Genomic DNA, 22,838 nt, shown 5'->3' on the forward strand with positions numbered 1-22,838 from the left:
ACCGTAGGGCCGGTCAGCCCCTCCGGGACCTCCGGGCGATCCTCGCGGCGAAGACGCCGGCGGCGTGGCCGTCGTCGATGTTGCTCACCACGACACCCGGCGAGGCCGAGTTGAGCACGGTGAGCAGCGCGCCGAACCCGCCGAAGGAGCCCGGCTGCCCGGTCGAGGTGGGGACGGCGACGACCGGCACGTCGGTCAGCACGCCGACCAGGCCGGCCAGCGAGGCGTCCGTCCCGGCCACCACCACCAGGCAGTCGACGTCGCCGGGCAGCTCGGGGGCCCCGGTGCGGCGGCCGCCGCTGACGTCGTCCACCCGCACCACCTCGGTGCCGGTGACCCGGGCGGCGAAGGCGGCCTCGGCGGCCACCGACCGGTCGCCGCCGACACCGCGCAGCACCCCGATGCGCCCGGCGGGCTCGGGCAGCGGACCCACCGCCGCCGACATCGCCGCGGCGTCGACCGTCGTGTAGGCGTCGTGCTCGCTGGCCAGCGCCACGAGCGTCTCGGCGGAGGCGCGGACGACGACCGCGGGCCGGTCCGGGAACTCCCGGCGGGCGGTGCGGACCAGCGCGAGCACCTGCTCGGTGCTGCGCCCGGTGCCCCAGACGACCTCGGGCTCGGCCGGCCCGTCGCGCAGCGGCGCGGCGGGGGCGGTGCCGACCCCGCCGGACCCGGCCGGGCGCGCGGTCGCCGGCACCGGGCCCAGGGCCGGTTCGCCGGAGGTGCCCAGGCCGAGCGGCGGGTCGACGGGCTCGACGAGGAGGGAGGCGAAACCGCCGGGCGCGCCGGCCGGGTCGTCCAGCGGGGAGGGCTGCACGGCAGGGACCCTAGGGGCCGCGGAGGCGTCGTCCCGGGGCACGGCGCGGGCCGTGTCCTCCCCACCGGACCCGTCCGTCACAGCCGTCGCAGCTCGCCCCGGCGGGCCGAACAGCGCGTCCAGCGGACCGTCGCCGGCCCGGGTCTGGGTCACCGTCGACAGCCGGACGACGCGGTCGCGGCCGCTGCGCTTGGCGTCGTAGAGCACCCCGTCGGCGGCGGCGAAGAGGGTGCGCCGGTCGTCGCCGCGGGTGGCCGAGGCGACGCCGACGCTGATCGTCACCGGCAGGTCGACGCCGAGGCCGGCCCAGTCGTGCTCGGCGACCGCCCGGCGGGTGCGCTCCAGCGCCCGCTCGGCCTGCTCGGCCGTGGTGTCGGGCAGCAGGACGACGAACTCGTCGCCGGCCCAGCGGCACACCTCGTCGGTGTCGCGGACCCCGGCGCAGAGCAGCTCGGCGACCGTCCGCAGCACGGCGTCACCGGTCGGGTGGCCGGCGGTGTCGTTGACCTGCTTGAACCGGTCGACGTCGACCACGGCCAGCGCCGGGGCGGACCCCGAGGACAGCAGACAGTCCAGCGTGGCCTCCGCGTAGCGGCGGTTGGGCAGCCCGGTGAGCGGGTCCTCGTAGGCCTGCCGACGCAGCTGACCGGCGGCCCGCTCGGTCTCCAGCAGGCTCTTGCGCCGGCCGAACAGCTCCACCCACCGGGTGCGCCGCTCGTCGACCCGGTCCAGCTCGTCGGCGAGGTAGGCCTGCAGGTAGGGCAGCGCCCGGCCGGCGTCGTCCAGCTCGGCGTGCAGCGTGCACAGCTCGCGCAGCGCCGCCCGGCGCAGCCGCGGCAGGCCGTGCTCGGTCGCCGTCGCCAGGGCCCGGGCCAGCTGCTCGTCCGCTCCCCGGCCGTCGCCCTGCCGGCGCAGCGCGCGGCCCAGCGCCAGCAGCGCCGTGGCCAGCAGCGCCCGGTCGCCGGCCGCGGTGGTCGTCCGGACGGCGGCGCGCAGCGGCCCCGCGGCGGCCGCGTGCTCGCCGAGGCCGACCAGGGCCCAGCCGTGCACCACCTGCGCGCTGACCACGGGGTCGGCCGCCTCCGGCGGGAGCAGCGCCAGCGCCTGCTCGGCCAGCGCGCGGGCCTCGGCGAAGTGCGGCTGCGCCGACTCCGGGACGCCGTCGTCGAGCAGCGCCTCCCCGAGCTCGGCGCACAGCTCGCCGAGGCGGGTGGCGGCGCGGGCCACCAGGACGTCGGGCCCGCCGTCCGGGTGCCCGTCCCCGCGCCGTCCCAGGGCGCCGGAGGCCGCGGCCGCGACGGCGGCCTGGTGCGCCCGCCGCTGGTAGTCCAGGGCCAGCGGCATGAGCTCGAGGTCGGCCAGCACCCCGGCCAGCGCCGTCAGGGTCTCCACCAGCAGCGCGGACGGCGGCAGCTCCGGGTCGAGCAGGCTGGCCGCCTCCACGGCCTCGTCCATGGCGGCGTCGATGCGGCGGGAGAGCAGCTCGATGCGGGCGTGCCGGGCCAGGCCGGCGGCGCGCTGCAGCTCGTCGTCGGTGGCCTCGAACGCGGCCTTCGCGGAGCGGACCAGCGCGATGGCCAGCGCGGCGCGGGACGCCGGCTCGGTGCGCGCACCCCCGTCCTGCGCGCCGTCGATGAGCTCGGCCAGGCCGGCGTGCAGGTCGAGGGCGGGCGGGGAGCCGGTGCCGTGCGGGAGCCCGACCGGGTCGCCGAGGAGGGTGAACCCGGCCTGCCGCAGCCGGCGCACCAGCAGCTCGGCGCGCAGCGTGTCGGCCCAGGCCCGGCCCAGGTCGACGGGTGCAGGGTCGACGGGTGGGGAGCCGGCGGGTGCGTCGTCGGCCGCGCCGTCGCGCGGGGCGGGCGCCACGTGGGGGGAGGGGTCGGTGCCGACGTCGGCCAGCAGCTCCTCGGCGTCGTCGAGCCGCCAGCTCGCCAGGGCAGCGGTCACCCGCTGGTGCAGGGCTCCCGGTGGCACGAGCGCACTGTGCCCGCCGTCCCGGTCGGTGTCGAGCACCGGTGGGGAGGCGCGCGGGGCGCCGTCCCGCTCGCCGTCCGTCTGGCCACAGGGGTCCCACCCCGCCTCCGCCGTCACGGGTCCTCCCGCGGAGGCCGGCCGCCGGGGGCGCGCACCCGGTTGCGGCCACCGCGCTTGGCGGAGAACAGGTACAGGTCGGCGGTGTCGAACAGCGAGCGCCAGCCGAGCGGCTCGTCGGCGGCCGGCGGTGCGCTGGCCACCCCGATGCTCACGGTCACCGGCTCGGGCAGCTGCAGGTCGTCCCAGTCGGCGTCGGCCACGGCAGCGCGCAGCCGGTCCATGGCGACCAGCGCCTGGCCCTCGGTCGCCGTCGGCAGGACGACGAGGAACTCGTCCCCCGCCCAGCGGTACACCTCGTCGCCGGCGCGGCTGTGCTCGCGCAGCAGGTCGGCCACCCGGCGCAGCACCTCGTCGCCGTGCGAGTGCGAGGTGTCGTCGTTGACCTCCTTGAACCGGTCGACGTCCACGACGGCCAGCGACAGCGGCTCCTCGCCGGTGCGCAGACCGGCCAGCCGGCGCTCGGCGCTGCGCCGGTTGCCCAGTCCGGTGAGCGGGTCCTCCAGCGCGTGCCGGCGCAGGACGGCGGCCTGGCGCTCGGCCTCCCGCAGCCGGCTGCGCCGCACGAACATCTCCGCCCACAGCTCGCGGCCGCGGGCGTGCGCCCGGCCGGTGTCGGCGCGGTAGGCCTCCAGCCAGTGCAGCGCCTCGGCGGGCCGGCCCATCGCCGCGGTGCCCTGGCCGAGCTCCAGCAGGCACTGGCGGTAGCGCCGGCGGTCGCCGGTGGCGGCGAAGGCCCCGGCGGCGTCGACCAGCAGGTCGGTGGCCTGCCCGCCGTGCCCGCCCCCGGACTGGGCCTGGGCCAGGCGGGTGAGCAGCCGGGCGAGCACCAGGTCGGCGTAGCCGCGCAGCCAGGTACTGCCGTCGCGGTGGATGCGCCGGTGCGCCCGCCGCATCGGGCCGACGGCGTCGTCGACCTGGCCGCGGCCGGCCATCGCCCAGGCCTGGACGACGTCGAGCAGGTCCTGGTCGCCCGGGTCGGGTTCGACGCCCAGCTCCCGGGCGGCGCTCGCGCAGTCGACGGCCGTCGCGGCCAGCTCGGCGGAGCGCTCGGCCCGGCCGCGCCGGTGCAGGGTCTGGGCCAGCTCGGCGTGCTGCTGCGCGCACAGCTGCAGCAGCCGCCACCGGTCGGCCGGGTCGGGCAGCCGGGCGGCGACCCGGTGCCCCTCCAGCGCGGAGGCGACGGCGAGCTCCTCCAGGTCGAGGGCGGCCAGGGTCAGCGACAGCCACAGGTGGGCCTGGTGGAGGGCGCGGGAGGGCTCCGCGGCGCTCGGCTCGGCGAGCAGGCTGGCGTCGACGGCCAGCAGCATGGCGGCGTCGACGTGGTCGGCGGTGACCTCGACGTGGGCCAGGTAGGCCAGCGTCAGGGCGGTCTGCGCGTCCGGCCGGCACCGGCCGAGGGCCTCGCGGGCCGCCGCCACCCCGGCCGCGGCGGACCCGCGGTCGCCGTCCAGCAGCTGTCGGCGGGCGGCCAGCGCGTGCCGCCAGGCGGTCCAGCGGGGATCGGTCGAGGCGGTCAGCGCCGCCTCGGCGCGGTCGTGCTCGGCGGTGAAGGTGGTGGGGTCGTCGCGGTCGCTGGCGGCCAGCAGACGCCAGAGCGCATCGTCGAGGTCACCCTCGGTCAGGTGGCTTGGGCGGGAGGTCACGCGTCCTCCCCTCGACGGTGCGGCCGTGCTCCTGCGGTGGAGCGACCGCTGCGACCCGGCCGCACTACCCTCGTCGGGTGCCTGGGACGCGGTACGCCTATCTCGGCCCCGAGGGTACCTTCGCCGAAGCGGCCCTGATCAGGGCGGTCGCCGCCGCGGAGGGATCCCGGCAGCCCGCCGGCAGCGTCGCCGCCGCGCTGGCCGCCGTCCGGTCGGGGGACGCCGACGCCGCGGTCGTCCCGCTGGAGAACTCGGTCGAGGGTTCGGTGCCGGCCACCATGGACGGGCTGGTCGACGGCGCCCCGCTGCTGATCACCCGCGAGGTGTTCCTCCCCGTCTCCTTCGTCCTGGCCGCCCGCCCCGGGACGGCGCCGTCCGACGTGCGCTCGGTGGCCAGCCACCCGCACGCGCTGGCGCAGACCGCCCGCCGGCTGACCGACCTGCTGCCCGGCGTCGTCCCCCTGCCGGCCACCTCCACCGCCGAGGCCGCCCGGCAGGTCGCGGCCGGCGAGCACGACGCCGCGGTGTGCGCTCCGATCGCCGCCGAGCGCTACGGGCTGACCGCGCTGGCCGAGGACGTCGCCGACCGCCCCGGCGCGGTCACCCGGTTCGTGCTGGTCACCCCGCCCGGCCCGCTGCCGGAGCCGACCGGCAACGACAAGACCTCGCTGGTCGCCGTGGTCGGCGACCGCACCGGGGCGCTGCTGGAGCTGCTCGGCGAGTTCGCCGGGCGCGGGATCAGCCTGACCCGCATCGAGTCGCGCCCGACCCGCGAGCGGCTCGGCGTCTACTCTTTTTCCCTCGACTGCGAGGGGCACGTCGCCGACGCCCGGGTGGGGGAGGCGCTGGCCGCGCTGCACCGCGTGTGCGACGAGGTCCGCTTCCTCGGCTCGTACGCGCGCGCCGACGAGCGGGAGAACAAGCCGGTCCCCACGGCGTCCACCGATGCCGCGTTCGACGAGGCCGCGCAGTGGCTGGAGCGGGTGCGCGCCGGCCGCGCGTGACCCCGACCCCGGCCGTCCACCCCTCCCGCCTCCCCTCCCCCCCTTCTTGAGTTGATCATGGGGTTGTTGCCAGCTCCGTCGGCGTGTCCGCGCGTGTCGGCGGCAAGAACCCCATGATCAACTCGGGAGGGGGCGCGGGAGGGGCGCCCCCCTCCAGGGTCCCGCCCCGAGCCTGCGAGGGGTGGGAGGGAGGGGTCCTTCTTCAGACGCGTTCCAGCTCGCGCTCGGGTTCGGGGTCCGGGCGGCGGCGGGACAGTCGGCTCGGCCACCAGGTGCGGTCGCCGAGCAGGGCGACGGCCGACGGCACCACCAGCGACCGGACGACGAAGGTGTCGAGCAGGACGCCGAAGCCGACCAGGAACGCCACCTGGACCAGGAACAGCAGGGGCAGCACCGACAGCGCGCCGAAGGTCGCGGCGAGCACCATCCCGGCGCTGGTGATGACCCCGCCGGTGACGGCCAGCGCCCGCAGGACGCCGTCCCGGGTGCCGTGCCGGGCCGACTCCTCCCGGGCCCGGGTCATCAGGAAGATGTTGTAGTCGATCCCGAGCGCGACGAGGAACACGAACCCGATCAGCAGGATGCCGGGGTCGCTGCCGGGGAAGCCGAAGACGTGGTCGAACACCAGCGCGGCCACGCCCACGGTCGCGCCGACGCTGAGCACGACGGTCGCCACCAGCAGCACCGGGGCCACCAGCGAGCGCAGCAGCAGGGCCAGCACGACGCAGACGACGACGAGCACGCTGGGCACGATCACCCGCAGGTCGCGGGCCGCGGTCTGGCGGGTGTCGAGGTTGGTGGCGGTGTTCCCGCCGACCAGCGCGGCCGGGTCGGCGGCGTGCACCGCGGTGCGCAGCTGGGAGACGACGTCCTCCGCCCGGTCGCTGTCGGCGGGGACGGCGAGGACGGCGTCGAGCTGGACCAGCCCGTCCACCACCAGCGGCGGCGCGCCCGGCTGCGGTGGCCCGCCGGCCCCGGTGAAGGGCACGACGCTGGCCACGCCGTCCGTGGCGGCGGCCGCCCGGGCCACCGCCGGCCAGCTCGCCTCCGGGGTGACGACCACCGTCGGGCTGCCCGAGCCGGCGTCGAAGTGGCGGGCGAGGGCCTCCTGCCCGGCGACGGCGTTGGACTCGCCGCGGATGGCCTCGGAGGTGGTGATGCCCGACGCGTCGAAGGTCGGGGCGAAGACGGCGGCGGCGACGAGCAGGAGCGTGCTGACCGCGAGCACCCGGCGGGGACGGCGGCCGACGAGGGCGGCGACCCGCTGCCAGCCCCGCCCCCGCGGCGGCTCGGTGCCGTAGCGGGGGCGGAACGGCCAGAACGCGGCGCGCCCGAGCAGGGTCAGCGCGGCCGGGAGGAAGGTCAGCGCGGCGAGGACGGCGAAGGTGACGCTGACCGCCGAGATCGGGCCGAGGCCGCGGTTGGACTTCAGGTCGGAGAGCAGCAGGCACAGCACGCCGAGGACCACGGTCGCCCCCGAGGCCACGATCGGCTCCCAGGAACGGCGCAGCGCGACCCGCATGGCGGCGTACCGCGACCGCTCCTGGCGCAGCTCCTCGCGGAACCGGGCGACCAGCAGCAGGCCGTAGTCGGTGGCCGCACCGACGACCAGGATCGCGGCGATGCCCTGGCTCTGGCCGTTGACGGTGATCACCCCGTTGCTGGCCAGCAGGTAGGCGACGGCGTTGGCCGCGGTGAGGGCCAGGCCGGCGGTGCCGATGACCAGGAACGGCAGGATGGGGCTGCGGTAGACGACCAGCAGGATGAGCAGGACGACGCCGAACGCGGCGAGCAGCAGCAGGCCGTCGATGCCGGCGAACCCGTTGGCGAAGTCGGCGAACACCCCGCCGGGGCCGGTGACGAAGGAGTCGGTGCCCGCGACCGGGAGGGCCGCGCGCAGGTCCTCGACCAGCGAGACGATCTCGTCGCCGACGTCCGGGGCCAGCGGCAGGACGACCTCCACCGCCGCGCCGTCGGCCGACGGCACCGGCGGGGACGGCTGGCCGGCCAGCGCGCCGGCGTCCTGGGCGATGCGGGTCGCCTGCCGGGCCCGGTCGCCGATGGCGGTCAGGGTCTGCGCGTCGAGGGGCCCGTCACCCTCCCACAGCAGGACGGCGGGGATCGCCTGGACCGGGGAGAAGCGCTGCTGCAGCTCGGTGACGCGGGTCGACTCGGCGCTGTCGGGCAGGAAGGCGGCGGCGTCGTTCTGCTGCAGGCCCGACAGCTTGCCGCTCAGCTGACCCAGGGGGCCGGCGCCACCCAGCCAGACCAGCAGGACGAGTGCGGGGAGGAGCCAGCGCCAACGACCCATGGTGTCGTCCCTCGAAGATCGATAGTCTCGACAGCCGAGAGGTTATGGGCGGGACCGGTGCGGGTGCAACAGGAGGTGGAGGTGGACGTCGAGGAGCGTTCGGAGATCGCCCTGCTGCTGCGCCGGCTGACCGTCGAGCTGGACGCCGTCGGTGAGCGGTTCGCCGGGATCCACGGGCTCGGGCGCACCGACGTCCGGGCGCTGGTGGCGATCATGGACGCCGCCCGTTGTGGGCGGGCGCTGACCGCCGGGGCGCTCGGCGCCGCGGTGGAGCTGAGCTCGGCGTCGGTGACCGCCCTGGTCGACCGGCTGGAGCGCGCCGGTCACGTACGGCGGGTGCGTGACGCCACCGACCGCCGCCGGGTGGTGCTGGAGATGACCGAGTCGGCGCAGTCGGCCGGCGCGGAGTTCTTCGGGAGGCTGCAGCGCGACCTGGTCGCGGCGATGGGGGAGTTCCCGGACGAGGAGCTCGCCGTCGTCCGCCGGTTCCTCGAGCAGATGACCGACGCGATCATGCATCACGCCAGGATCGATCAAACGCCGGGCGAACGCACGAACTGAGGGCCAGCGTGGGTCTGGCGGCCTCCCTCGGTCGTCAGCTTCGCCCAGTCAGTGGTCAGGCGAGCGCTCGCAGTCGTTCACTGAGGTCGCTCGGTGGCACGAAGACGAAGGCCTTGCTCTCTCTGCGCTTCTCGAGCAGGCCACGGTCGAAGAGATCGAGAAGGTCCGTCCGAGCTGTCTGATAGACGACGTTGTGGGACCGCCGGTGCCCCTCGATGGTGTAGTGCGCGTGGGGGTCCCGAAGTGCATCGCCGAGAAGTGCGCGCTGCCGGTGGTTCAGGCCACTGTCACCCCGGACCAGGGCTTCGACCTCCTGCACCTCGCGGATCTTGCGCTCCAGGTAGTCCTGGAGGTCACAAAGGGCACGCCTGAGGACCTCAAGGTGGTACCGGATGAAGTACGTCAGGTCGTTGTCGTCCGTCTCCGTCAGCAGGAAGCTCTGTGCATAGGTCGTGGGTGCCTTGCGCAGGATGGTGCTGATGGTGAGGAACTCGGCTAGCCAGTACCCCTGGCGCAGCATCGACCAGTAGAAGATGGCACGTGCCGTCCTGCCGTTCCCATCCTCGAAGTAGTGATCGTATCCGAGCCAGAAGTGGAGGATGACGGACCGCACGACGGGATGGATCCAGGCGTCTTGCCCTCCTTCGTTGGCGAAGTCACAGAGGGCCCGCAACCGCTTGGGGAGTTCCTCGGCGGGCGGCGGCGTGTGCAGGAGTTGATCACCGTCGCCCCACACCTTCACTTGCTCCTCGTTCGGGTGCTGTAGGCGCCCCGCCGCGGTCGGATTGTCCAGAGTCCCGTCCGTGACCAGGCGATGAACCTCGAACACGAACTTCGGCGTGAGTGGTTGATCACGATGAGCCGTGACGTACTGCATGGCCCGGAAGTTGTTGACGATCATCTGCTCACTGCGATCACGGGGTTGCCGTCCCGTGCGGAGCATCTCCTTCGCCACTCTCCGGCTCGTGGAGGCACCCTCCAGTTGAGACGAGGTGATGGCCTCCTCCATGAGGCTCGTGATGACGTACCGGTCGCGCGTCGCGGGGTTGGTCACGCTGTCTGCAATCCCGATGCGCCCGCTCGCCTCTTGGTCGATCTTGTGCAGTGACTCGAGGGTGATGTCCGGGAGTGTGAACCAGAATGCCGAGCCCTCGGTGTCGAGGAGCGGGACGGACCGGCGGCCGGCCCCGCGGGTCAGCTTGAGCCGGAGCCACCACTCGCGGTGCGTCAAGCCCTCGGGGGCCGACAGGTGCAGGAGCTTGTCCCAGTGCAGGTAACCGTCGTCTCCAGGTACGCCCGTCCCCAAGGGCTGTGAGATCACCCGGGCGATCCGCTCGGGGCGGATCTCCGCGAGTAGTTCGTCGAGGGAGGGTGGAGTCAGGGGAACGTGCATCAGCTCTCTAATCACACCGGTGTCGTACTAATCAGATACTAACACGGGTAGTAGTTAGTAGGTCTGTCCGGGCCACCGGTGCTGCTACTAACTACCAAGGAAGTTGGTAGCAGATCAGTAGGACCCGGTCGCTCCTCGGGTCCCTCCAGCAGGGAGCGCGCATCGGGGCCCGCCCGCACAGAAACGGACGGCTTCGCACCCACTCGTTCGCGTCCGTGCAGTCCCGTGGAACGGCCACCTCAGAGGTAGAGGCCGGTGGACTCCTCGATCCGCTCGGCGGCCACGGCGTGCACGTCCCGCTCGCGCAGGATGATCAGCTCCTCGCCGTGGACCTCGACCTCGTGCTGGTCCTCGGGGGAGAACAGGACCTGGTCGCCGACCTTCACCTGCCGCACGCTCCCGCCGACACCCCGCGCCTCGCCCCACACCAGCCGCTTGGCCACCTGCGCGGTCGCCGGGATGAGGATGCCGCCACTGGAGCGACGCTCGCCGTCCTCCCTGCTCAGCGCCACCAGGATGCGGTCGTGCAGCATCTTGATCGGCAGCCCCTTGACGTCAGCCACGGTCGATCACGGTACGCGGCGGCGAGGTGCTCGAGCGGCCCGCTCCCGGGACCCGCCGCTGGCCCCTGCAGGGTCCCGCCGCGAGCGGGTGAGGTGCTGGAACGGCCCTCCTGCCGGGCCCCGCTGGCCCGCTGCAGGGTCCCGCCGCGAGCTCGCGAGTGGCGGGGGGCAGGGGGTCCTTCTCCGAGCGGAGGGGGCAGGAGGGTCCTCTCACCAGCCGAGCTCGTGCAGCCGGTCGTCGTCGATGCCGAAGTGGTGCGCGATCTCGTGGACGACGGTGATCGTCACCTCGTCCCTGACCTCCTCGGCGGTCGAGCAGATCTCGCAGATCGCCTCGCGGTAGACCATGATCCGGTCCGGCAGGGCGCCGCCGTACTGCCAGCCGCGCTCGGTCAGCGCGTATCCCTCGTAGAGACCCAGCAGCTCCGGTTCCTCCTCGTTGCGGTCCTCCACCAGGACGACGACGTTGTCGAGCAGCGCCATCAGCTCGCCCGGGACGGCGTCGAGCGCGTCGGCGACGAGCTCCTCGAAGACCGGCAGCGGCAGCGGCCTCACCCCTGCCGCCCGATCACCAGGACGTCGGCAGCGGTCGGCCCTCCTCGTAGCCGGCCGCGCTCTGCACGCCGAGCACCGCGCGCTCGTGCAGCTCGTCGACGGTGCGGGCGCCGGCGTAGGTGCACGCCGAGCGCACCCCGGCGACGATCTGGTCGACGAGGTCCTCCACGCCGGGGCGGGCCGGGTCCAGGTACATGCGCGAGGACGAGATGCCCTCCTCGAACAGGCCGGCGCGGGCCCGCTCGAAGCCGCTCTGCGTCGCCGTCCGGGCCTTGACCGCGCGGGCCGAGGCCATGCCGAAGGACTCCTTGTACAGCCGGCCGGAGCCGTCGTCGTGGATGTCGCCGGCCGACTCGTAGGTGCCGGCGAACCACGAGCCGACCATCACGTTGGCCGCGCCCGCGGCCAGGGCGAGGGCGACGTCGCGCGGGTGGCGCACGCCGCCGTCGGCCCACACGTGCCGGCCGAGCTCGCGGGCGGCCGCGGCGCACTCCTCGACGGCGGAGAACTGCGGCCGGCCGACGCCGGTCATCATCCGCGTGGTGCACATGGCGCCGGGGCCGACGCCGACCTTGACGACGTCCGCGCCGGCCTCGACCAGGTCGCGGGTGCCCTCGGCGGTGACCACGTTGCCCGCCACCACCGGCACCGCCCCGGCCACCGACCGCGCGGCACGGACGGCCTCCACCGCCTTCTCCTGGTGGCCGTGCGCGGTGTCGACCACCAGCACGTCCACGCCCGCGGCCAGCAGGGCGGCCGCCTTCGCCGCCACGTCGCCGTTGATGCCGACGGCGGCCGAGGTGAGCAGCCGGCCGTCGCCGTCGACCGCCGGTGAGTACAGCGTCGAGCGCAGCGCGCCCGTGCGGGTGATCACCCCGACCAGCCGGTCGCCCTCGACGACCGGTGCGGCGTTGACCCGCGCATCGGAGAGCACGTCGAAGACCTTGGGCAGGTCGGTGCCGGCCGGGACGGTCAGCGGGTCGGTCACCATGACCTGGGCGAGCTGGGTGAACCGGTCCACGCCCTGGCACTGGCCGTCGGTGACCACACCGACCGGGACGCCGTTCTCCGCCACGACCACGATCCCGTGCGCGCGCTTGGTGAGCAGCGACAGCGCCTCGGCGACCGTCGAGGTGGGGGAGAGCGTGATGGGGGTGTCGTACACCGGGTGGCGCGCCTTGACCCAGGAGACGACCTCGCCGACGACGTCCACCGGGATGTCCTGCGGCAGCACCGCCAGGCCGCCGCGGCGGGCCACGGTCTCGGCCATCCGCCGTCCGGAGATCGCGGTCATGTTGGCCACGACGACCGGGATGGTGGTGCCCACGCCGTCCGGCGTGGTCAGGTCGACCTCGAGCCGCGACCCCACCGTCGAGTGGTTGGGCACCATGAAGACGTCGGCGTAGGTCAGGTCGGTCGCCGGGCGGGTGCCTCCCAGGAAGCGCATGGCCCCATCGTCCCGTACCGACGCGCGTGCGCCAGCGAGGCGGACCGGCGCCGGGGCGTGGGTACTTGCCGGCCGGGTCCGGAGTGGTCACCGTGCTGGTATGGACCGCCGGACCTTCCTCGCCGCAGGCCTCGCCGGGATCGCCACGATCGCCGGGTGCTCGGCCGACCGGTCGGCCGCTCCCCAGGCGGCGACGACGACGCCCTCCAGCGCGCCACCGACGACCTCACCCGCGCCGCCGGCGCCGCCGACCCCGGGCACGCCGCAGGAGGTCCTGGCCCGGTCCACCGTGCCGGTGCTCTGCTTCCACCAGCTGCGCGAGTTCCGCCCCGACGACGGCGCCTACGCCCGCAGCATCATCACCCCGCCGGCGGTGTTCACCGCCCAGCTCCAGGCGCTGCGCGACGCCGGGTACACCCCCGTGACCGCCCCGGCGCTCGTCGACCACCTGGAGTACGGCACCGGACTGCCGGACCGGCCGGTGCTGCTAACCTTCGACGACGGGTCGGAGACCCACCACTCGGTCGCCCTGCCGACGCTGCAGCAGTTCGGCTTCGTCGGCACCTTCTTCCCGATGACCGTCGTCCTGGACAAGCCCGACTGGCTCAGCCGCGACCAGGTGCGCGAGTTGGACCAGGCGGGCATGACCATCGGCTGCCACACCTACGATCACCAGCGGCTCGACCGGCTGCCCGCCGACCAGTGGCCGGTCCAGTTGGATCAGCCGGCCGCCGACCTGGCCGAGATCGTCGGCCACCCGGTGGACCTGCTGGCCTACCCCAACGGCATGTGGTCGCAGGAGGCGCTCGACCACGTGGCGGCCGCCGGCTTCCGGGCGGCCTTCCAGCTCGCCGACCCGCAGGACCCCCAGCGCCCGCTGCTGACCGTGCGCCGGGTCATGCCGCCGCCGACGTGGGACGGGCCCACGCTGCTGGCCCAGCTGGAGGCCGACTTCTGAGGCGGACGAGGGGCGCCGGCGGCGGCGTCGTCCGGACACCCGGGGTCCTTCCCGGCACCTGGCCGCGGTGTCGTCCGGAGGATGACAGACTGGACAGGGTGATCGACCTGCGACTCGTGCGCGAGCACCCCGACCTCGTCAAGGCCAGCCAGCGTGCCCGCGGGGCCGACGAGTCCCGGGTCGACGACCTGCTCGCCGCCGACACCGCCCGCCGCGAGGCGGTCAAGCGCGCCGACGACCTGCGCGCCGAGCAGAAGGCGGCCTCGCAGGCGGTGAAGAAGGCCTCCCCCGAGGAGCGGCCCGCCGTCCTGGAGCGGGCGAAGGCGCTGGCCGCGCAGGTCAAGGAGGCCGAGGAGGCGCTGCGCACCGCCGACGCCGCGCTGCGGAAGGCGCACCTGCGCATCCCCAACGTCGTCGCCGACGACGTCCCGCCCGGCGGCGAGGACGACGCGGTGACCCTGCGCACCGTCGGCGAGGTCCCGGCGTACGACTTTCCCGTCCGCGACCACCTGGAGGTCGGCGAGGCGCTCGGCGCGATCGACGTGGAGCGCGGGGCGAAGGTCTCCGGTGCCCGCTTCTACTTCCTCACCGGCCCCGGCGCGCTGCTGGAGTTCGCCCTCGCCCAGCTGGCGGTCGGCCGCGCCGTCGCCGCCGGGTTCACCCCGGTCGTCGCCCCGGCCCTGGTCAAGCCGGCCGCGATGGAGGGCACCGGCTTCCTCGGCGAGCACGACGAGGAGGTCTACCGGGTCGAGCGCGACGACCTGTACCTCGTCGGCACCTCCGAGGTGGCGCTGGCCGGGATGCGCGCCGGCGAGGTGCTCGACCTGTCCGGCGGACCGCTGCGCTACGCCGGCTGGTCGTCCTGCTTCCGCCGCGAGGCGGGCTCCTACGGCAAGGACACCCGCGGCATCATCCGCGTGCACTGGTTCGACAAGGTCGAGATGTTCAGCTTCTGCGCTCCTGCGGAGTCCGCCGAGGAGCACCTGCGGCTGCTGGCCTGGGAGGAGGAGTTCCTCCAGGCCCTGGAGCTGCCCTACCGGGTGGTCGACATCGCCGCCGGCGACCTGGGCACCAGCGCCGCCCGCAAGTACGACATCGAGGCCTGGTTCCCGTCGCAGGGCACCTACCGCGAGCTGACCAGCACCTCGGACTGCACCACCTTCCAGGCCCGGCGGCTGGGCATCCGCTACCGGGACGCCGACGGGCGCAACCAGACCGCGGCCACGCTCAACGGCACGCTCTGCGCGATCGCCCGCACCATCGCCTGCCTGCTCGAGGTGCACCAGCGCGCCGACGGGTCGGTGTACGTGCCCCGGGCCCTGCGCCCCTGGCTGGGCGGCCGCGAGGCGCTCACCCCCGGCATGACGCTGGCGGCGCCGGTGCCGGTCGCATGACGGCTGACCGGTCGGGCGTGCTGCCCAGCGCCGGCACCGCCGCCGCGGGTGCCGACGTCGTCGTCGAGCTCGGGGACGTCGGGTCCTGGCGGCCGAAGCTGGTGGCCAGCGACCTCGACGGCACGCTGCTGACCTCCGACGGCGCGGTCAGCCCGCGCACCCGGGCGGCGCTGAGCGCCTGCTGGGACGCCGGCATCCCGGTCGTCGGCGTGACCGGCCGCGGCCCCCGGCTGTTCGACAGCGTGCGCGCCGCGCTCGACGGGCGGGGCATCGCCGTCCTCGCCCAGGGCGGGTTCGTCGTCGACCTGGAGCGCGACGAGGTGCTGCGCACCGTCGGCCTGCCCCGGGATCAGGCGACGGCGGTCATCGAGCGGATCGAGGACGTCGCCGGCGAGCTGGTCGTCGCCGTGGAGGACGCCGCCGAGCAGGGTGAGGTGCACTCGCCGCTGCGGGTGCAGCACGGGTTCGACTGGCCCTACCCGGAGCCGGCGCACCTGCTGCCGCGCCACCAGGTGCTGCCCACCGGCGCGGTGCTCAAGGTGTTCCTGCGCTCGGCGTCGCTCGGCCAGGACGAGCTGCTCGCCCGCGCCCGCCGGGTGGTCGACCCGGCCGAGGCCGAGGTCACCCACGCCGGGCTGGGCTTCATCGAGGTGCTGCCCGCGGGGGTCACCAAGGCGACCGGGTTGGCGATCGCGCTGGAGCGCTACGGCGTCGGGTTCGGCGACGTCCTCGTCTTCGGCGACATGCCCAACGACCTGCCGATGATCGAGGCGGTACGCGCCGCCGGCGGGCGGGCGGTCGCGGTGGCCAACGCCCACCCCGCCGTCCGCGCGGCCACGCCGCTGCTCACCAGCGGGCACGACGCGGACGGCGTCGCGCGCTACCTGGAGGCCCTGCTGTGCGACGGGAGGCAGCCCGGTGTCTGACTGGCGGCCGCGGCTGATCGCCAGCGACATGGACGGCACGCTGCTGCGCGGCGACGACACGGTCAGCGCAGCGACCGTCGCCGAGCTGGAGCGCTGGCGGGCCGACGGCGTCCCCGTCGTCCTGGCCACCGGCCGGCCGCCGCGCTGGATGGTCCGGATCCGCGAGGTCCTGCGCTACGGCACCGCGGTGTGCTGCAACGGCGCCGTCCTGCTGGACCTGGCCGGCTTCGAGGTCGTCGACGAGGACCCGCTGGAACCCGAGGTGCTGCAGCAGGTCACCGCCGAGCTGCGCCGGCACCAGCCCGACACGTGGTTCGCCGTCGAGTACGGCCTGGAGTTCCGGCACGAGCCGGTGTACCAGCCGCGCTGGGACGTCGACGCCCCCGGCGTGGCGGTGGCCACGCTGGAGGAGATGGTCGCCGCGCCGGTGGCCAAGCTGCTGGCCCGGCACGAGTCCCTGCCCCGGGACGAGTTCGTCGCCCTGGTCGAGCGGGTCGTGGGTGACCAGGCGACGGTCACCAACTCCTCGAGCGACGCCCTCGCCGAGATCTCCGCGCTCGGCGTCACCAAGGCCACCGGGCTGGCCAAGGTCGCCGCGGCGCACGGGGTCGGCCCCGGGGACGTCGTCGTCTTCGGCGACATGCCCAACGACATCGCCGCCTTCGACTGGGTGCGCGAGGGCGGCGGCCGCGCGGTGGCCATGGCCCACGCCCACCCCGACCTGCTCGCCGCCGCCACCGACGTCACCGGCAGCAACGAGGACGACGGCGTCGCCGCCTTCCTGGCCTCCCTCTGACCGGCTCGACTCCCCCCCCCCCGCCGCGATCATCGGCGGGTGACTCCTCCGCTCGGCGTGTCGGGCAGCCACTCTCCGGTGATCACCCGTGGGGGCGGGACTGATCGCCCGGGGGGCGGGGCAGGTCACAGGTACTGGCCGCTGGGCCGCAGGTCGGGGCCCGGGGTGGGCTGGCCGCCGGGCAGCGCCCGGCGGCGCATCTCCTCGAGCTGGGCGCGGGCGGCCATCTGCTGGGCGAACAGCGCGGTCTGGATGCCGTGGAACACGCCCTCCAGCCAGCCGACCAGCTGGGCCTGGGCGATGCGCAGCTCGGCGTCCGACGGCGTCTGGTCCTCGCTGAACGGGAGCGTGATCCGCTCCAGCTCCTCCCGCAGCTCCGGGGCCAGGCCCTGCTCCAGCTCGCGGATCGAGGTGGCGTGGATGTCGCGGAGCCGGTTGCGGCTGGCGTCGTCCAGGGGCGCCGCGCGGACCTCCTCGAGCAGCTGCTTGATCATCGTGCCGATCCGCATGACCTTCGCCGGCTGCTCGACCATGTCGCTGATGCCCCCGCCGTCCGCGGGGCCGTCTCCACCGCTGCCCGGCCCTCCCACGCCGCCGTCCGGCACGGGCATCGTGCCGACCGGCCGGCCGTCGGGGCCGACGACGACGACCTGCTGTGGGCGTTCACTGCCGTATCCGGGTGCGGTCATGTCCCCATCCTCCCCCGCCCGACCGGCCGTCCGCCGGGAACCTCCGAGGCGTGCTCGGCCGCCGAGGGCTGCGTCTAGGGTCGCTGACCATGGGACCGGGGGAGGGGCGGCTGGACGTCGCCCGCGTCCGGGGCCTGTTCCCCGGGCTCTCCGACGGCTTCGTCCACGCCGACGGGCCGGCCGGCACGCTGCTGCCGGAGAGCGTCGTGTTCGCCGTGGCCCAGGCGATGCGGGTGCCGGTCGCCGACCGCGGCGGGGTCTTCCCGGCGTCGGCCCGCGCGGAGGGGCTGGTGGCCAGCGCCCGGGCCGCCGTCGCCGACCTCGTCGGCGGGGTCGCTGCCGGTGTCGTCCTCGGGCCCGACCCCACGACGCTGACCTGGACCGTGGCCCGCGCGCTGGCCCGCACCTGGCGGCCGGGGGACGAGATCGTGGTCAGCCGGCTCGACCACGACGCCAACATCCGCCCGTGGGTGCAGCTGGCCGAGCGGCACGGCGTCGGGGTCCGGTGGGCCGAGGTGGACATCGAGACCGGGGAGCTGCCCGACTGGCAGTACGACGAGCTGCTGACCGGCCGCACCCGGCTGGTCGCGGTCACCGCCGCGAGCAGCGCGATCGGCACCCGCCCGCACGTGTCGGCGATCGCCCGGCGGGCGCACGAGGTGGGCGCGCTGGTCTTCGTCGACGGTGTGCACGCGGTCGCCCACGACCCGGTCGACGTCGGCGAGCTCGGCGCGGACTTCCTCGTCGTCGCGGCCGACCGGTGGTGCGGCCCGCACGTGGCCGCGGTGGTGGCCGACCCCGCGCTGCTGGGCGAGCTGGCGCCGGACAAGCTGCTGTCGGTGTCCGACCGGGTGCCCGACCGGTTCGAGAGCGGCGGTCACGCGTTCGAGCTGCTGGCCGGGGTCCCCGCGGCCGTGGAGCACCTGGCCTCGCTCAGCGAGGACGCGACCGGGTCGCGGCGCGAGCGGCTGCGCACCTCCATGACCGCGGTGGCCGTCTACGAGGGCGGGCTGTTCGAGTGGCTGGACCAGGCGCTGCGCGCCATGCGCCACGTCCAGGTGATCGGGTCGGCCGCGGACACCACACCGACGCTGTCGTTCACCGTCGCCGGCATGCGCCCGCGGCAGGTCGCCGCCGAGCTGTCCCGGCGCGGCGTCTGCGCCTGGGACGGCGACTTCTCTGCCCGCGAGCTCTTCGACGCCCTCGGGGTCAACGAGGAGGGCGGAGCGGTGCAGCTCGGGCTGATGCACTACAACACGGCCGAGGAGGTCGGGTACCTCGTCGACTCGGTGGCCGAGCTGCGCCCCCGCTGACGTTCCCGGGCATGGGAAGCGATACCTGCGTCCTGCGCCCGCGGACGCAGGCATCGCTTCCTATGCCTCTCCTATGCCTCTCCTATGCCTCCGCCAGCAGCAGCACCTTGCCCACGTGCTCGCTGGCCTCCACCACCCGGTGCGCCTCGGCCGCCCGCGACATGGGCAGCCGGCGGTCGACGATCGGGCGGACCACCCCGCGCTCGACGTCGGGCCACACGTCGTGCCGCACCGCCGCGACGATCTCCGCCTTGCCGCCCGGCCCGGTCGCCGGCCGCGACCGCAGCGTGGTGGCGTGCACCGAGGCCCGCTTGCGCATGAGCGCGCCGAGGTCGAGCTCCGCCCGCGTGCCGCCCTGCATCCCGATGCAGACCAGCCGGCCGCCGGTGGCCAGCACCTCGACGTTGCGGGCCAGGTACGCAGCGCCCATGTTGTCCAGGACGACGTCGACACCGGCGCCGTCGGTCTCCGCGCGCACCCGCTCGACGAAGTCCTCGTCGCGGTAGTTGATCGTCACCTCCGCGCCGAGCTCGCGGCACACGTCGAGCTTGGCCGGGGTGCCGGCGGTGGTGAACACCCGGGCGCCGGCCCGGGCGGCCAGCTGGACGGCCATCGTGCCGATGCCGCTGGACCCGCCGTGCACGAGGAAGGCCTCGCCGCGGCGCAGCCCGGCGAGCAGGAAGACGTTCGACCAGACGGTGCAGGTCACCTCGGGCAGGGCCGCTGCGGTGGCCAGCTCCACCCCCGCGGAGCGGGGCAGCAGCTGCCCGGCCGGGACGGCGACCCGCTCGGCGTAGCCGCCGCCGGACAGCAGCGCGCACACCTCGTCGCCGAGCGCCCACCCCGAGACGCCCTCGCCGACCTCGCTGACCACCCCGCTGCACTCCAGGCCGAGGATCTCGCTGGCCCCCGGCGGCGGCGGGTAGCGACCGGCCCGCTGGAGCAGGTCGGCCCGGTTGACCGCGGCGGCCACGACGTCGACGAGCACCTCGCCGGGCCCCGGCACCGGGTCGGGGACCTCCCCCCAGCCCAGCACCTCGGGGCCACCCGGTCCGCTCGTCGTCACCGCACGCATGCCTCGACCTTAGAAGGCCCCCGTGCAGGGTCCCGCCGCGCGGCTCCGTCCCGAGGCTCCGTCCCGAGGTTCGGCCTCCGTGCAGGCCGAGGGCCCCCCTCCCCGAGCCCGTCGTCGAAGGACCTCCTCCCCACCCCTCGCTCCGCTCGAGGGAGACCCGGGAGGGGGCCGCCGCGGGCCACCGGCAGCCGGGCGCCCGACACCGCGATGCTGCGCCTACCCTGCGGTCCGTGCCCCTGCGACGGGACGGATCGACCTGGCCCCCGCACCGCCTGAACGCACTGTGCGACGGCGTCTTCGCGATCGCGATGACGCTGCTCGCCCTCGAGGTGAGGGTGCCGGAGGAGACGCTCACCCGCCAGGAGTTCCGGTCCGCGCTGCCCGGCCTGCTCGCCCAGCTGGGTGCCTACTCCCTGGCCTCATCACCGGCCAGTACTGGCAGTCGCACCACCGGGTCATGAGCACGGTGCAGCAGATCGACAGCGACGTGGTCCGGCGCACTCTGGCGTTCCTCGTCGGTGTCGCGGCCCTCCCGGTGGCCACCGGCCTCATCGTGCACAACGCCCAGGTCCCGGAGGCGGTGGCGGTGACCGCCGGGTTGCTCGCGCTGACCAGCGCGCTGGCGTTCCGGCTCTACCGGTGGGCGCTGGGACCCCGGGGGGCCGACGTCGACCCGGACCTGCGGCGACGGCTCCTGGTGCGGCCGGTGTCGTCGGCCGTGGTGTTCCTCGCCGCGGTCCCGCTGGCCTACCTCCTGCCCAGGAGCAGCTACGCCCCGCTGGTCTGGGGCGCCCTGCTCGTCACCCGTCCGGCCAGCGACCGGTTCGCCGTACGGAGGTCGACCGGGCGGCCCGGGCCCGACGGCCGTGTCCGGGTCGGACACGGTCACTGAGCACCGGGCGGTCCGCCGGGCGCGAAGGGCTCGGGGAGGGTGGCCCCCTCCCGGGACCCGCCCCGAGCCCGCGAGGGCTCGGGGAGGGGCCGGGGTCCTTCAGTTCGCGGCCTTGAGGTCCTTGCGCAGGATCTTGCCCGCCGCGGACTTCGGTACCGCCTCGATGAACTCGACGAACCGGATCTTCTTGTGCGGCGCCACCCGGCCGGCCATGTACTCGACGACCGCCTCCGGGGTGAGCGTCGACCCGGCGGTGCGGACGACGAACGCCTTGGGCAGCTCCTCACCGCTCTCGGCGTCCGGGACGCCGATGACCGCGGCGTCGGCGATCTCCGGATGGCCGATCAGCACCGCCTCGAGCTCGGCCGGGGCCACCTGGTAGCCCTTGTACTTGATCAGCTCCTTGACCCGGTCGACGACGGTGTAGCAGCCGTTGTCGTCGACGACCGCGACGTCGCCGGTGTGCAGCCAGCCCTCGGCGTCGATCGTGGCGGCGGTGGCCTCGGCGTTGTCCAGGTAGCCCTTCATGACGTTGGGGCCGCGCACCCACAGCTCGCCCCGTTCGCCCGGGCCGGCGTCCTCCCCGGTGATGGGGTCGACCAGCCGGCACTCGCTGTTCGGGACGGCGAAGCCCACCGAGCCCTTCGGGACCGAGCCGGCCGGCGCGCCGGGCGGCTCGCACCCCGGGTCGGGGGTCGTGTGCGACACGGGAGAGAGCTCGGTCATGCCGTAGCCCTGCGCCACCGTCACACCGGTGTCGGCCCCCTTGCGCAGCCGCCGCTGGGCGGCCAGGGCCAGCTGCTCGTCCAGTGGGGCGGCGCCGGAGAGGACCGAGACCAGCGAGGACAGGTCGTAGGAGTCGACCAGCGGGTGCTTGGCCAATGCGAGCAGGATCGGCGGGGCGACGAAGGCGCGGGTGATCTTGTGGTCCTGGATGGTGCGCAGGAAGTCCTCGAGGTCGAAGCGCGGCAGCGTGACCACCGCGCCACCCCAGGCCAGACCCTGGTTCATCAGCACGGTCAGGCCGTAGATGTGGAAGAACGGCAGGACGGCGATGATCCGCTCGTCCTCGCCCAGCTGGATCAGCGGCCGGCACTGCGCCACGTTGGCCACCAGGTTGCGGTGGGTGAGCAGAACGCCCTTGGGCAGGCCGGTGGTGCCGCTGGAGTAGGGCAGCGTGACCAGGTCGTCGGCCGGGTCGATGTCGACCTGCACCGACGGCGCATCGGTGGAGAGCAGGTCGAGCAGCGAGGCGTGCCCCTCGGCGCCGTCCATGACCACGATCTCGTCGACCGGTGCCTCCGCCACAGCGGCCTTCGCCCGGTCGAGGAACGGCGAGACGGTGATCAGCACCTTGGCGCCGGAGTCGCGCAGCTGGAAGGCGATCTCGTGGGGTGTGTACAGGGAGTTGATCGGGCTCATGACGCAGCCGGCGGCGGCGATGCCGTGGAAGACCACCGGGAACCACGGCGTGTTGGGGCAGAAGACGGCCACCACGTCGCCCTTGCGCAGACCGCGCGCGTGCAGCGCCGCGGCCACCCGGTCGACGTAGCCGGCCAGCTGGCCGTGGGTGATCGTGTCGCCCGTCAGGCCGTCGACGAGCGCGGGCGCGTCGGGCCTGTCCCTGCCGGCCGCGAGGACGAACTGGGGGACGGAGACGTCCGGGATCTCGACGTCGGGGTATCGGCTGGCCAGCGCCAACGGGGACTCCTTCGCGCTCGGTCGGTGTGGCGCCAGTCTCACATCCCCCGGGGCCCGTCCGACGAGCGGGGTTACCCGCGGGTACCGGATCGGGTCACCGCGGCCACAGCACCGACTGCGTGCAGCGGAACAGCGCGATCGTCCTCCCCGAGCCGGCCGCGGTCACGACGGCGTCCCACACCTGCGTCGTCCGGCCGGCGTGGGCGTTGGTGGCCACCGTGGTGACCCGGCCCTCGCGCAGCGTGCCGACGAAGTTGCTCTTCAGCTCGAGGGTGGTGAAACCGACCGCCCCCTCGGGCAGCAGCGCCCGGGTGGCCAGCCCGCAGGCGGTGTCGGCCAGCGCGACCACGGTCGCCGCGTGCAGGTAGCCGTTGGGGGCCAGCAGCTCCGGGCGCACGTCGAGGGCCGCCTCCAGCCGGCCGGGCTCGTGCGCGGTGACGGTCAGGCCCAGCAGGCCCGGGAGGGTGCCCGGGAGCAGGGCGTTGAGCTCGTCGGCGGTGAGGAACCCGGTGGCGGTCATGGAGCGGAACCTAGTCGCCGCTCGCATCCGCGCCGTCGCCCCCGGATGATGTCGCCCCCCGGATGATCAGGTCAGCTGGTCGTCCGGCGTCCTGGCTCACCGTCGACGGTGAGCCAGGACGCCGGACCGTGAGCTCAGCTGATCGTTCTCGGTGGTCGCCGCCCTGCAGGGGCCGCCGCGAGCCTG

At 74.8% G+C, this 22,838-nt stretch carries 20 protein-coding genes; 9 read left to right on the plus strand and 11 right to left on the minus strand.

The genetic code is table 11. From position 1 onward, the window contains the following. Positions 1–13: 13 nt before the first annotated feature. Positions 14–2,908: a diguanylate cyclase domain-containing protein gene (locus tag DQ238_RS14690; RefSeq protein ID WP_113782013.1), complete on the minus strand. Its 2,895-nt coding sequence runs from the start codon at positions 2,906–2,908 to the stop codon at positions 14–16. Further along, entirely contained in the window at positions 2,905–4,554 is a 1,650-nt protein-coding gene (locus DQ238_RS14695; RefSeq protein ID WP_113782014.1) for a GGDEF domain-containing protein, read from the minus strand. The genes DQ238_RS14690 and DQ238_RS14695 overlap by 4 nt, the downstream gene beginning before the upstream one ends. 77 nt (positions 4,555–4,631) lie before the next feature. Between DQ238_RS14695 and pheA the strand changes: the two genes are divergently transcribed. After that, complete coding sequence (gene pheA / locus DQ238_RS14700) at positions 4,632–5,558, plus strand: prephenate dehydratase (protein WP_113782015.1); 927 nt, start codon at positions 4,632–4,634, stop codon at positions 5,556–5,558. 202 nt (positions 5,559–5,760) lie between these two features. Here pheA and DQ238_RS14705 read toward each other — a convergent pair whose 3' ends face one another. Next, a complete protein-coding gene (locus DQ238_RS14705; RefSeq protein ID WP_113782016.1) occupies positions 5,761–7,869 on the minus strand; it encodes an MMPL family transporter in 2,109 nt (702 codons plus the stop codon). 57 nt (positions 7,870–7,926) lie between these two features. On the opposite strand from DQ238_RS14705, the gene DQ238_RS14710 reads away from it, so the two are divergent. Then, on the plus strand, positions 7,927–8,430 hold the full coding sequence (locus tag DQ238_RS14710; RefSeq protein WP_233495982.1) for a MarR family winged helix-turn-helix transcriptional regulator: 504 nt from the start codon (positions 7,927–7,929) through the stop codon (positions 8,428–8,430). Positions 8,431–8,485: 55 nt separating this feature from the next. Here the strand turns inward: DQ238_RS14710 and DQ238_RS14715 are convergent, their stop codons facing one another. The 4 genes from DQ238_RS14715 to DQ238_RS14730 form a co-directional block, all read right to left on the minus strand. Next, on the minus strand, positions 8,486–9,838 hold the full coding sequence (locus tag DQ238_RS14715) for a Fic family protein (protein WP_199506355.1): 1,353 nt from the start codon (positions 9,836–9,838) through the stop codon (positions 8,486–8,488). A gap of 224 nt (positions 9,839–10,062) precedes the next feature. Next, positions 10,063–10,386 carry a co-chaperone GroES gene (locus DQ238_RS14720; protein ID WP_233495983.1) on the minus strand — a complete coding sequence of 108 codons (324 nt, stop codon included), beginning with the start codon at positions 10,384–10,386 and terminating at the stop codon, positions 10,063–10,065. Positions 10,387–10,596: 210 nt separating this feature from the next. Continuing rightward, positions 10,597–10,941, minus strand: coding sequence for a metallopeptidase family protein (locus DQ238_RS14725; RefSeq protein ID WP_113782017.1), 345 nt, complete (start codon positions 10,939–10,941; stop codon positions 10,597–10,599). 13 nt (positions 10,942–10,954) lie between these two features. Beyond that, positions 10,955–12,388 carry a GuaB1 family IMP dehydrogenase-related protein gene (locus tag DQ238_RS14730; RefSeq protein ID WP_113782018.1) on the minus strand — a complete coding sequence of 478 codons (1,434 nt, stop codon included), beginning with the start codon at positions 12,386–12,388 and terminating at the stop codon, positions 10,955–10,957. A 100-nt stretch (positions 12,389–12,488) separates the two neighbouring features. On the opposite strand from DQ238_RS14730, the gene DQ238_RS14735 reads away from it, so the two are divergent. The 4 genes from DQ238_RS14735 to DQ238_RS14750 all read left to right on the plus strand — a co-directional run bounded on the left by DQ238_RS14735 (position 12,489) and on the right by DQ238_RS14750 (position 16,462). Continuing rightward, the gene (locus tag DQ238_RS14735) at positions 12,489–13,346 is read left to right on the plus strand and encodes a polysaccharide deacetylase family protein (protein WP_113782019.1); all 858 of its coding nucleotides are present in this window, start codon (positions 12,489–12,491) and stop codon (positions 13,344–13,346) included. A 98-nt stretch (positions 13,347–13,444) separates the two neighbouring features. Beyond that, entirely contained in the window at positions 13,445–14,740 is a 1,296-nt protein-coding gene (gene serS, locus DQ238_RS14740) for a serine--tRNA ligase (protein ID WP_113782020.1), read from the plus strand. Continuing rightward, positions 14,737–15,666, plus strand: coding sequence for an HAD family hydrolase (locus tag DQ238_RS14745; protein ID WP_113782021.1), 930 nt, complete (start codon positions 14,737–14,739; stop codon positions 15,664–15,666). Before serS ends, DQ238_RS14745 begins: the two co-directional genes overlap by 4 nt. After that, positions 15,659–16,462, plus strand: coding sequence for an HAD family hydrolase (locus DQ238_RS14750; RefSeq protein WP_113782022.1), 804 nt, complete (start codon positions 15,659–15,661; stop codon positions 16,460–16,462). The genes DQ238_RS14745 and DQ238_RS14750 overlap by 8 nt, the downstream gene beginning before the upstream one ends. 125 nt (positions 16,463–16,587) lie before the next feature. Here the strand turns inward: DQ238_RS14750 and DQ238_RS14755 are convergent, their stop codons facing one another. After that, positions 16,588–17,151: a bacterial proteasome activator family protein gene (locus tag DQ238_RS14755; protein WP_113782023.1), complete on the minus strand. Its 564-nt coding sequence runs from the start codon at positions 17,149–17,151 to the stop codon at positions 16,588–16,590. 89 nt (positions 17,152–17,240) lie between these two features. On the opposite strand from DQ238_RS14755, the gene DQ238_RS14760 reads away from it, so the two are divergent. Continuing rightward, positions 17,241–18,464, plus strand: a complete 1,224-nt coding sequence (locus tag DQ238_RS14760) for a cysteine desulfurase-like protein (protein ID WP_113782024.1) — start codon at positions 17,241–17,243, stop codon at positions 18,462–18,464. A gap of 82 nt (positions 18,465–18,546) precedes the next feature. Here the strand turns inward: DQ238_RS14760 and DQ238_RS14765 are convergent, their stop codons facing one another. Beyond that, positions 18,547–19,539: an NAD(P)H-quinone oxidoreductase gene (locus tag DQ238_RS14765; protein WP_113782025.1), complete on the minus strand. Its 993-nt coding sequence runs from the start codon at positions 19,537–19,539 to the stop codon at positions 18,547–18,549. Between the two features lie 230 nt (positions 19,540–19,769). Here DQ238_RS14765 and DQ238_RS14770 point away from each other — a divergent pair, with 230 nt between their 5' ends. Together DQ238_RS14770 and DQ238_RS14775 are read left to right on the plus strand one after the other, a co-directional pair. Continuing rightward, on the plus strand, positions 19,770–20,000 hold the full coding sequence (locus DQ238_RS14770) for a TMEM175 family protein (protein WP_113782026.1): 231 nt from the start codon (positions 19,770–19,772) through the stop codon (positions 19,998–20,000). After that, complete coding sequence (locus tag DQ238_RS14775; RefSeq protein WP_147263085.1) at positions 19,997–20,431, plus strand: hypothetical protein; 435 nt, start codon at positions 19,997–19,999, stop codon at positions 20,429–20,431. The genes DQ238_RS14770 and DQ238_RS14775 overlap by 4 nt, the downstream gene beginning before the upstream one ends. Before the next feature lie 99 nt (positions 20,432–20,530). On the opposite strand, the gene DQ238_RS14780 is transcribed toward DQ238_RS14775, so the two are convergent. Both DQ238_RS14780 and DQ238_RS14785 read right to left on the minus strand, forming a co-directional pair. Then, positions 20,531–22,132 carry a 4-coumarate--CoA ligase family protein gene (locus DQ238_RS14780; protein ID WP_113782028.1) on the minus strand — a complete coding sequence of 534 codons (1,602 nt, stop codon included), beginning with the start codon at positions 22,130–22,132 and terminating at the stop codon, positions 20,531–20,533. A 94-nt stretch (positions 22,133–22,226) separates the two neighbouring features. After that, positions 22,227–22,652, minus strand: coding sequence for a PaaI family thioesterase (locus DQ238_RS14785; protein ID WP_113782029.1), 426 nt, complete (start codon positions 22,650–22,652; stop codon positions 22,227–22,229). Positions 22,653–22,838 lie beyond the last annotated feature (186 nt).

The sequence above is a fragment of the Geodermatophilus sp. TF02-6 genome, assembly GCF_003319115.1.
Lineage (GTDB): Bacteria > Actinomycetota > Actinomycetes > Mycobacteriales > Geodermatophilaceae > Geodermatophilus.